We start from the raw sequence: 10,585 nt of genomic DNA on the forward strand, positions 1-10,585 counted from the left end.
TTCGGCGGTCGGCGAAAATGATCCGGTCCGCGTGCGATTCGCACATATGATCCTCCCGCTCTGATTTTTCTGAATGTGGGGGACTCTGCTCCGTGGGTGCGTCTCCGCGCGCAGTGCGCGCGCTCGTACTGTTGGCCGGCTTCTATCTGGTTGCCCTCGCCGTGCTCGGCGTGCTCGCCGGGGCCGATGCGGCGGCCTGGATCTGGGCGCCGGCCCCTGCCGCGATCAAGGTGACCGTGATCTCCGCCCTCCTGGGATTCCCGGTCCTGCGCGGCGTCTTCACGCTGGGCACGGGTGCCGGGGACGAACAGGAGGCGCTGCCGGTCACCGAGACCGGGCAACCCGAACTGTGGCGCACCGTACGCTCGTTGGCCGACCGGTCCGGGACCCGTGCGCCCGACGAGATCCTCCTCACCGGGGAGGTGAACGCGGCGGTCTCCGAGGACGCCCGGCTGCTGGGCCTGTTGCCCGGCCGACGCCGCCTGTACCTCGGCGTGCCGCTGCTGACCGGCCTGACCGAGCCTCAGCTGCACTCCGTCATCGCCCATGAGCTGGGCCACTACGGCAACGCGGACACCCGCCTCGCGGGCATCACCCGGCGGGGCCGCGACTGCGTGATACGGACCGTGGCGGCCTTCCGGGAGCAGGAACAGAAGCGGATCGGCAAGGAGCGGTCCCGGCAGGAGAAGGCGGCCGCCAGGCGTCTGCGCAGGGGCAGGAAGGCCAAGGACGTGGACACCCGGGGCGCCGGGTTCGGGTACCGGATGACGGCCAAGCCGTTCCAGGCGTACGCACGGTTCTACCTGCGGTCCACCAGCAGCGTGGGCCGGCAGCAGGAACTCGCCGCCGACCGGATGGCGGTCCGGGTCGCGGGCCGGGACGCCACGGCCTCGGCGCTGCGCGAGATCGGGGCCCTGGACGCCGCCCACGACTTCTACCAGAGCCGGTACGCCCTGCTGGGCGTCGAGGCGGGCCTCCTTCCGCCGCGCGGCGAGGTCTTCGGTGGCCTGCGCCATCTGCTCGCCGACCCGCGGCGCCGGTCCGATCTGGCGGAGCTGCGCGGTGAACTGCCGCCCGGCGAGGAGTCCCCGTACGACTCGCATCCTCCGGTGGCCGAGCGGGTGCGGCTGATCGAGGCGATGCCCGACAGCGGTCCGGCGGCGGCCCCGGCGCGGCCCGCGCTGGCACTGCTGCGCGATGTCCGGCGGGTGCTGGTGGAACTGGAGGACGTCCTCCTCGCACCGGAGGCGCTGGCCATGGAGCGGGCGGACTGGCCGGAGCTGGCGCACCGGGGGATGCACGCGCTGGCGGTGGCGGAGACCGAGCCGCTGCGGACGGCACTGGCCACGGCGGGGGTGGCCTCGGGCAGCGCATCGGGGGATCTCGCGGCGCTGCTGGACTCCGCCGACGCGGGACAACTGTGGCTGATCGCGGGCCACTTGCCCAAGTCGACGGAGGCGGCACGGGCGACCGGCCGGGCGGCACGGGAGTTCCTGCGGCCGGCGCTGGAGGCCGGGATGTGCCGGCTGGCGGAGCTGGCCCTGGTGGAGAAGGCCGGGGCGTACTGGGAGCTGTCCTGGTCCGAGCGGGCGCGGCTCCGGCTGCCGGGGTCCGCGCACTCCGGTGGGACGGAGGAGGCGGTGGCCGTCGCGGTACGGGCGGCCGTCGCGGACGCTCCGGACACCATGCCGCTGCGGACTCTCCTCGCTCGCTGAGCCACGAACCACAAACCACAAACCCACGAACCGCACGAACTCAAGAACTCAAGAACTCAAGAACTCAAGAACTCACAAGCGATCGGACCGCATAAATCCATGCCCGGGATCTTCCCGCTCATCGTCGTCGCAGCCATGCTCTTCTTCTGGCTGCGATCCAGGAAGCGCACCAAGCGCACGGAAAGGATCGCCGCCGAAATCGGTGCGGGCCTGCTGCCGCCGGAGCGGCAGAACACGGACCGGGCAGGCCCGGACCCCGAGGCGGAAACCGTGCTGGCGGCCCTCTCCCGGGGCGAGTGGCAGCCCGCCGCGCAGGCGCTCGCCGCCGCGGGCACCGACTGGGAACGCCGTTCCTACCTCGTCGGCATCATCGCGCGGCGGGCGGCCGAGGACGACACCTGGCTGCGGGCCTGGCAGGCCGCGCGCCCCGACGACCCCGACGCGGCCGTGGTCCACGCGGACGCGAAGGTGTCGCTGGCCTGGCAGATCCGCGGCTCGGGCTGGGCCGAGAACACCACCGCCGAGCAGGCCGCCGGCTTCCACCGGGTACTGCGGGAGGCCAGGGAGGACTTCGCCCGTGCCGCGTCCCTCGCCCTGCCCGGCGACCCCACCCCGTACCTCCTGCAGATCCCGCTGTACAAGGGCCTGGGCGCCCCGCACGAGGCGCTGCGCCAGTTGTGGGCCGAAGTCACCGCCCGCGCCCCGTACCACTACGAGGCACACTGGCACGCGCTCCAGTACTGGAGCGCGAAGTGGCACGGCTCCGCCGAACTCGCCCGCGACTTCGCCGCGCAGGCCGCGGCGACGGCCCCGCGCGGCAGCTTGCTGACGGTGTTCCCGCTGATCGGCTGGTACGAGCACAACGACGGCGAGGCGCCGGACGAGGCCTACGGCTGGCCGGAGATGACGGCGTTGACCGATGCCGCCCTGGCGGATGTCGCCGCGGCACGGCCGGACCACCCCAGGACCGCGGAGGTCCGGCACCTGCTGGCCTACTGCCTGACCAAGCAGGGCCGTCATGAGGCGGCCCTGGGACACTTCCGGCTGGTGGACGGCTATGTCGGTGCCCTGCCGTGGCGCTACTACAGCGACCCGGCGGAGTTCTGCTGTCACGTCCGGGACAGGGCGCTCAAGGGTGCGGCGGCGAGGGCCGATGGCTGAGCCCCTCTCGCCGGGCGCGGTGGCGACGTTGAACGCGCTGCTGAGCGGCTCGGATCCGGCGCGCGAAGCGCTGCGCGCGCAGATTCCGCACGCACGGGTGACGGACGGGTGCGGATGCGGCTGTGTGACGGTCGGTCTGACGGTGGACCGCGCGTCCGTGCCCCCGGCGCCGGGGGCACAGCATCCGGCCGCGGACGCCTGGTACACCGACCCGGCCGACGCCGGGGTGATGGTGTTCGCCAAGGACGGCTATCTGTCGCTCCTGGAGATCTACTCGGCGTCCAGCGAACCGATCACCGCATGGCCGGAACCCCGCTTCCAGAAGCGCTGACCGGAGCGCCGGTCAGTGTGCCGAGGGGGCGTGCGCGAGGGGTCCGAAGTCGCGCACGTCCTGCACGGCGTAGAAGGAGCAGGCGAAGAGGGCCGTTTCGGTGAGGAGAGCCTCAGGGGCGCCGGTGGCGGTGGCGACCAACGGGCGCAGAGCGGCGCAGCGGTCCAGCTCCGCGCGCATCTCCCGCAGCACGTTCGCGCGCGCTGTGGACAGAGCCCGGTCGTGCCCCTGGCCGGTGCGGCGGGCGGCGGCGTAGTGCAGGGTGACGGCGTTGATGTCGCCCTGTGCCGCCTCCCGTTCGTGAGTACGGAGGTCGTTGGCGAGCCGTATGGCAAGGCACGCGGCCCGTTCCAGTCGGCGCAGCGGGCCGAGGCGGTGCGGCACGCTGGGATCGCCGAGCATCGCTATCACGGTCCACAGGCATATGGGCCCGCCGATGCTGCGCATGCCGTTCACACGGTAGGCCCGCAGGGACGGCAGTGTGCCGGTGGACCGGTGCCGGTCGCGCCAGCGGTGTTCGCGCAGCATGCCGGTGAGGACCTCAGTGAGCGCTTCGGCCCACACGGCGCGCAGGGCGGGGAAGAGCGGATAGCGGCGCAGCTCGCGGACGATGCCGAGCAGGACGGCGGACAGGGGTGTGTCGTCCGGTGGACCGAGGTGGTCGTGGCGGGCCAGTATCTGCCAGGCGTGGCAACGCTGTTGGAGTTCCTCGAAGGTCAGTCGCCCTTCGTCGAAAAGGTCGTCGACGGCGAAGGTCCACAGACAGATCTGGGCCGCGAGAAGCCGCTCGTGGTCGCCCGCGTCACGCGCGGTGGCGGCGGTGACCAGGCTGACCCCTGGGATGAGCGTGGTACGGACCGGTGGTACGGCCCAGCTCCGCAGGGCGGTCGCGGTGACATCGGCGCGGTCGATGACCTGGGTGAGCGTGGCGGGCGGCAGTCCTGCCAGGAAGGCGTTGCCGAAGGTGCTGTCGGTCTGCGGGAACCACCTGCGCGGCGCTCCGGTCATGACACGGTGCCGGCGTCCGGGCCGGCCGGTCGGGCCGTGCGACGGGCGAGTGCGAGGGCCGCGGCGATGGCGGCGTCGACGACGAGGGTGGGGGCGTACAGGTCCTTGTCGTGCCACAGCGGCGGGTGCCCCGACCGGGGCCGGGTGGTGTCGGCGGCCCGGCGGTGCAGGAAGGCGGCGCCGCTGTCGATGGCCGGGCTCGTCCCGAAGAGTGCGAGGGTGGCGACCGCGTAGGCGGTCTCCTCGGATGTCTGCTGCCAGCGGCCCCAGCCGCCGTCCTCCCCTCGGGTGCGGGTCACCCACCGGGCCGCCCGGTACGCCGCCGCCCGGCCGGAGGGACCGCCGTGACGGGCCAGTGCCGTGGCGCAGCACCAAGTGGCGTAGTACGCGGAGGAGTGCCACTTGTCGGTCCAACAGCCTTGCGGCGTCTGCGTGTGGACCAGCCAGCGGACCGTTTCGTCGAGGACCGGTCCGTAGCGGGCGGCCGCGGACGGACGGTGGTGGAGGTAGGCGCCCAGTGCCTGGATCGCGTGGGCGTTGGCCGTCGGCGAGGGGGTCCGTTCCCCGGTCCAGCAGTGGAAGTACCGGCCGTTGTGGAACTCGTCGAGGACCCCAGGGGCACGGACGCGCCCCGCGTGGGCCAGGACGGTCAGGACGACGCCCGAGGTGTCGGCGTCGGGCGGCAGGCCCGGAGCGCCCGGCGCCGGGCCGTCGGCGATCACGTCCTCCAGCTCGTCCAGGAGATCGGGAGCCAGGGACACGAGGTCGGCCCCGGCCTCCTGAAGGGCGGCCAGGACCCATGCGCGCTCGAAGACGGTGATCGGTGTGACGCTCGGCACCGGGCCGCCGTACCGCGCGTCGAGGTCGGCGAAGTAGCGGGCGGGATCCGGACCGGCCGACGTCGCCGTTCCGGAGCCGAGCCATGCGGCCGTGGCAGCCGGTGAGCAACCCACGCACCCGCCGGTGACCCGTACGGTCGTCGGCCGGTGACCGTCCAGGATCTCCAGGGTGTGCAGCAGCTTGGCCGGGTGTGTGTTCTTCCCGCCCACCCCGGCGCGCGGTCGCTCGGCGGCGCCGGTCCCGGCGGACACCGGCAGCGGTGCGATGTCCAGCCGGGGGAACGCGGTCCTGAGCGCTGTGACACGCTCGTTGATACGTGCCACCAGTCCGGGAACGATCACTTCGGCGGCCACCGTGTCCGGCAAGGCCGCCCCGGAAACCGTTTCCAGCACGGGCCGTAGGGCGTTGAGACCGTCGACGGCGGCCGGGACGGTGCGCGTGTGGCCGGGAGCGTGCGGACCGTCCCGCGCGACGCACGCCAACAGGGCTTCCACGGCGCTGAGTCCGGGCACCAGGGCGTATCCGTCACGGCACTCCCACAGTCCGTCCGGGCGCAGGGCGCGCGACACGAATTGCAGACGCCGGTCGTGTCCGGGCAGCCAAGGAGCGAGGGAGACCAGGCGCGCGGTCTCGTACACCGACGGCGTCATCTGCCCTGCCGGCTCGGACCGCATCAGGTCCACCATCACCGACGCGTCCCGCGGAGTGCCTGGCACGCCCATCAGTATGGTCGACGGAATGCCGCGGCGGAACAGGGCGAAGAGGGGTCAGGAGTCGTAGGGCTTGGCGGTGTTCCAGTTGCAGGCCTTGCCGCCGGGCTGGTGACCCAGCGCGGCTGTGAGCACCGGTCCGGGCAGGCCCGCCGGCGTTCCGCTCACGCCCGGCCGACGTCCCGCCGACGTACCGGCGTACGACGGCGCGTGCTCAGGTCCGTGCCATGAGTCGTGCCAGCGCCGCGTCGTGCCGCACCCGGAACCCCTCGTCCTCCGACACCCGCAGCAGCGCGCCGAGTGCCCGTACCGCGCCGTCGTCGTAGCCGGACGACTCCGCCTCACGCGCCGCGAGGTCGAGCTGCCGGATGCCTCCGTCCTGGTCACCGAGCCCCAGCAGCGCCTCTCCCACCGTCGTGAGCAGCAACACCCCGGACGAGGACTGCGCACCCGAGGCATCGCCGAGGTCGATGGCCGCGGTCGCCGTGTCGAGGGCCGACTGCCATTCCCCGGTGTTCAGCCGATGCCGCGCGAGGTGGTGCAGAGCCAGCCGCTCCGTGTGCCGGTCGCCGGCCGTACGCGCCAGTTCCGCTGCCCGGACGCACCCTTCGGCCGCCTCGTCCGGGCCGCCCAGCGCCGCCTGCGCCAAGGACAGGTTGACCAGCGCGGTCGCTTCACCCTGCAGATCACCGACCCGGGCGGCGAGCGCGGGGGCGGCCTCCAGATACGACAGCGCCTCGGCGGTGCGGCCCTCCTCGGTCAGCACCCAGCCGAGCAGGGCCAGCACCCGGGACTCGGCGGAAAGGTCGGCGGCGGCCCTCGCCGCCTCCAGCGCGGTCTCCAGAAGAGGGGTCCAGCCACCACGCACCTGCCACACCATCAGCGGCCACAGCCCCAGGACGATCCGCCAGGTCCTGCTGTGCAGCCCGGCGGCGCGGGCCGCGGCCGCCGCCAGGGCGAGGTCTTCGCGCTCGGCCGCGTACCAGGCCATGGCACGGGACCGGTCCGCGAACTCCCGCACGCCGTAGGGGTGGTGGAAATCGGCGGGCAGCGCGAAGCACGCCTCGTCGCCGGGTGCCGCCGCGGCCGCCGCCGCGAGGACGGTGGCGATGCAGTGGTCGAGTACGCGCGTGAGGGCATCGGGCCCGGCGTCCAGGCCGCGCGCGTAGAGCCGTACGAGGTCATGGAGCGTCCACCGCCCCGGCGCGGTCTCCGTGACGAGGTGCGCGGCGGTCAGCCGCTCCAGCGCGGCCTCGGCCGTGGCCGGATCCGTGCCCGCCAGAGCCGCCATCGCGTACCGGTCGAAGTGCGCGCCGGGATGCCGTCCCAGATGGGCGAAGTGGCGGGCGACGGGCTCGGGGAGCTGCCCCACCGTGAGGCGCAGCGCCGCGCGTACGCCCGTGTCCTCCACGTCCAGCAGGTGCAGCCGGCGGGTCTCGTCGGACAGTTCGGTGTTCATCGCGTCCAACGGCCAGTGGGGCCGGTCCGCCAGCCTGGCGGCCGCGACCCGCAGCGCGAGCGGCAGCCCGCCGCACAGTTCGGCCGTCCGCCGCGCGGCCGCCGGTTCCGCGAGTACCCGTTCGCTGCCGAGCACCCCGGCGAGCAGGGCCGCGCTGTCCTCCGGCCCGAGTACGTCCACGGGGACGGGACGGGCGGCGTCGGAGGCGATCAGCCCGCGCAGCCGGTACCGGCTGGTCACGATGGTGACGGAGTGGGGGCCGCCCGGCAGGAGCGGTCTGACCTGCCCCGAGTCGGACACGTTGTCGAGTACGACGAGGAGCCGGCGGTCGGCGGCGAGCGACCGGAAGAGGGCACCCGAACCGTTCGCCGACTCCGGTATCCGGCGCGGCGCGACACCCAGCGCCAGCAGGAACTCGCGCAGCACCTCGGTGAGGGCGGGCTCGCCCGTATCGCCGAAACCACGCAGGTCGGCGTAGAGGCGGCCGTCGGGGAACCCGGCACGGTTGCGGTGCGCCCACTGCACCACGAGCGCGGTCTTCCCCACTCCGGCGGGCCCGGTGACCAGGCAGACGGGTGCCTCGCCCGTGGCGGCCCGGGACAGGGCGGCGAGTTCGGCCGTGCGCCCGTGGAAGCCGCGGGGTGCGCGCGGCAGCAGGTCGGCCGTGCCGGTGTGGAGGGCGGCCGGTGCCACGGGCGCGGGGGGCGAGGCGGGCGCCGTGGCGGGTACGGGCGGGGCCGGAGCCGCCGCCTCCGGTGCGTTGTCGTCCTCTCCGCGCAGGACCACCGCGTAGGCGTCCGTCAGCTCCCGGCCCGGGTCGACCCCCAGTTCGTCGGCGAGCAGCCGCCGGGTCCGGTGGAACCAGTCGAGTGCCTCCGAGCGGCGCCCCGCCCGCTGGAGCGCCCTCATGAGGGCGGCGGACAGCGATTCGCGCAGCGGTTGGGCGAACGCCTCCGCGCGCAGTACCGCCGCAGCCCGCGCGTGCTCGCCCAACCGCGTGTAGCCGACGGCCAGCTGCTCCGCCGAGGCCAGCCGGAGCTCCTCCAGCTCATGCGCGGCGGCCTGGAGCGGCGGGCTCAGATACACGTCGGCCAATGCGGGCCCCTGCCACAGCGACAGCGCCTCCTGGTACATCGCCACGGCATCGGCCGGAGCGCGCTGGCTGCGCGCCAGCCCCACCAGTTCCTCGAAGCGGTGGGCGTCCAACAGGGTTTCCGGCATCCGGAGGACGTACGCGGTGCCCTGAGTGGCCAGCTCGACGCCGTACATCCCGGCACCGGCCGCGATCAGCAGGGTCCGCAGCCGCGACACATGTCCCTGGATGACACCGCGGGCACGCGGCGGCGGCTCGTGGTCCCACAGAGCCGCCATCAGCTGTTCGACCGAAACCGGGTAATTGGGTCTCAGCAGCAGGGAGGCGAGCAGGCTGCGCCGCTTGGCGGGGCCGAGCGGAAGATCACCGGCCTCGGTGGCGACTGACACCGCTCCGAGCAGCCGGAATTCCATCGACTCCCTACCTCCCCCACGAAAAGTCCCAGGATACCGGGGGTGCGAGGGCCCGCCGACGGGTCGGCGGCGCGGGTCGGGCGGTCGTTGATCCAGCATTGAACGCGACCCTGCAAACTGCCCCGTACGAGGAACCGGTCTCGAAAGGGGAATCCATGTTCACAACACTCGGCCTGGAGGCGGCGGACGCGGAGGCCTGCCGGGAGATGCTGGAGTCTCCCGGCCGGAGGGCCGACGGGATCGCCGGCAGCCACGGATCGTTCGTCCACGCGCTCGCCGGGACGGGCCGCCGCCCTTCCGCGAGCGGGAGCGTCGAGCGGCTGGAGGGCATGGACGCGGTCCGGCGCCGACTGCGGGAGCTGGCCCGCGGCACTGTCCGCGAAACCCTGACGATCATGCCCGGTGGACCCCGGTCCGCGGCCGCCCACGACGCGGCCCGGCACGCCCACGCCCTGGAGCGCGGCGTCACTATCCGCACGATCGCGCCGGACGGGGCACGCGAGGACGCCGCGACCCGGGACTACGCACGCCGACTGGCCGACCGGGGCGGTGAGTTCCGCACCGCGGCCGCCCTCCCACCGGGGATGATCCTGGCCGATCGCGCCCTCGCCCTGGTGCCCGTCGACGCGGCCGACACCCGCAAGGGAGCGCTGTGCCTGTCCGACCCCGGCCTGATCGCCCTGCTGGTCGCCCTGTTCGAGCAGACCTGGTCCCTGTCCACTCCCCTGGACACCGGCCGGAAGGCCACCGGCGAGCCCTTGGCCGAACCCGAACGTGCCCTGCTCTCCCTCATGGCCCGCGGCCACACCGACGAGTCCGCCGCCGGCAAGCTCCATGTCTCACCCCGCACGGCCCGCCGGATGATGGCCTCGATCATGGAACGCCTGGGCGCCCGCAGCCGCTTCGAAGCCGGTATCAAGGCCGCGCGGCTCGGGTGAATCTGACCTCGTCCGAGGCTCGCTCCTCGACCACGCACCCGGGCCGCCTGCTGGACGAGCGGCAGGCGCGGCCGGGGGCTCCGGGTCAGCTCCCGGCGCCCGTTCGTCCCGAGCGGCCGAGCAGCCAGAGCAGATAGGGGCCGCCGACCAGCGCGGTCAGGGCTCCGACCGGGATTTCCAGTGGGGTGAGCAGCGTGCGGGCCGCGAGGTCGGCCGCGACCACGACGACCGATCCCGTCAGCGCCGAGCACATCAGGGGCAGTTGGGTGGTGCGCGCGGCGCGTCTGGCCAGTTGGGGGCTGGTGAGTGCGACGAAGCCGATCGGGCCCGCGGCGCCGGTGGCGCTCGCCGCGAGGACCACGCCGAGTACGGTCAGGCCCAGCTGGGTCCGTCGCACGCGGACGCCGAGCGCGGCGGCGGTGTCCGGGTCCAGGCCGAGCGGCCGCAGTACGCGGTTGGCCCACAGCAGGGCGGGCAGGCACAGCAGCAGGACGCAGCCGAGCGGTCCCGCCTGGGCCCAGCCGCGTCCGTTGAGGCTTCCGGTCAGCCACAGCTTGAGCTGCTCGGCGGCGTCCAGCTCGGATTCGGTGAGGTAGAGGTGGACAACGGCGGAGAGCGCGACACCGATGCCCACCCCGGCCAGCACGAAGCGGCTCGGCTGCATACCGCGCCGCCAGGCCAGCGCGTACACCAGGCCCGCGGCGGCCAGCCCGCCCGCCACCGACACGGCCGGCAGCGCGCCCGGTGACGCGACCGTCCCGGTGGCCAGGGCGAGCACGGTCGCGGCCGCCGCACCGTGCCCGACGCCGATCACATCGGGGCCTGCCGTGGTGGCTGAACCGCGTCGCCCGCGGCGGCCCGGTCCTGGCACCCGGCCCGCGCGGCCTGGAGCTGCAGTTCATCGACGTCCGCGACCT

General features: G+C 73.8%; 7 protein-coding genes and 1 pseudogene. 4 read left to right on the forward strand and 4 right to left on the reverse strand.

The genetic code is table 11. The annotated features are described in order from the left end of the window. Nucleotides 1–113: 113 nt before the first annotated feature. From ACWD4A_RS04945 to ACWD4A_RS04955, 3 genes are all read left to right on the forward strand, one after another. On the forward strand, nucleotides 114–1,715 hold the full coding sequence (locus ACWD4A_RS04945; protein WP_451189612.1) for a M48 family metalloprotease: 1,602 nt from the start codon (nucleotides 114–116) through the stop codon (nucleotides 1,713–1,715). A gap of 99 nt (nucleotides 1,716–1,814) precedes the next feature. Further along, entirely contained in the window at nucleotides 1,815–2,876 is a 1,062-nt protein-coding gene (locus ACWD4A_RS04950; protein ID WP_451189615.1) for a hypothetical protein, read from the forward strand. Further along, on the forward strand, nucleotides 2,869–3,207 hold the full coding sequence (locus tag ACWD4A_RS04955; protein WP_451189619.1) for a hypothetical protein: 339 nt from the start codon (nucleotides 2,869–2,871) through the stop codon (nucleotides 3,205–3,207). Before ACWD4A_RS04950 ends, ACWD4A_RS04955 begins: the two co-directional genes overlap by 8 nt. 12 nt (nucleotides 3,208–3,219) lie before the next feature. On the opposite strand, the gene ACWD4A_RS04960 is transcribed toward ACWD4A_RS04955, so the two are convergent. The 3 genes from ACWD4A_RS04960 to ACWD4A_RS04970 form a co-directional block, all read right to left on the reverse strand. Further along, nucleotides 3,220–4,215, reverse strand: a complete 996-nt coding sequence (locus ACWD4A_RS04960) for a terpene synthase family protein (protein ID WP_451189621.1) — start codon at nucleotides 4,213–4,215, stop codon at nucleotides 3,220–3,222. After that, complete coding sequence (locus tag ACWD4A_RS04965; RefSeq protein ID WP_451189623.1) at nucleotides 4,212–5,771, reverse strand: prenyltransferase; 1,560 nt, start codon at nucleotides 5,769–5,771, stop codon at nucleotides 4,212–4,214. The genes ACWD4A_RS04960 and ACWD4A_RS04965 overlap by 4 nt, the downstream gene beginning before the upstream one ends. A 208-nt stretch (nucleotides 5,772–5,979) precedes the next feature. Next, entirely contained in the window at nucleotides 5,980–8,730 is a 2,751-nt protein-coding gene (locus ACWD4A_RS04970; protein WP_451189625.1) for a BTAD domain-containing putative transcriptional regulator, read from the reverse strand. A 155-nt stretch (nucleotides 8,731–8,885) separates the two neighbouring features. Between ACWD4A_RS04970 and ACWD4A_RS04975 the strand changes: the two genes are divergently transcribed. After that, nucleotides 8,886–9,668, forward strand: a complete 783-nt coding sequence (locus ACWD4A_RS04975; protein ID WP_451189627.1) for a LuxR C-terminal-related transcriptional regulator — start codon at nucleotides 8,886–8,888, stop codon at nucleotides 9,666–9,668. A gap of 85 nt (nucleotides 9,669–9,753) precedes the next feature. On the opposite strand, the pseudogene ACWD4A_RS04980 reads toward ACWD4A_RS04975, so the two are convergent. After that, nucleotides 9,754–10,494 (reverse strand): annotated as a pseudogene (locus ACWD4A_RS04980) (FecCD family ABC transporter permease); the annotation flags it as partial. Nucleotides 10,495–10,585 lie beyond the last annotated feature (91 nt).

The sequence above is a fragment of the Streptomyces sp. NPDC002537 genome (genome assembly GCF_053594975.1).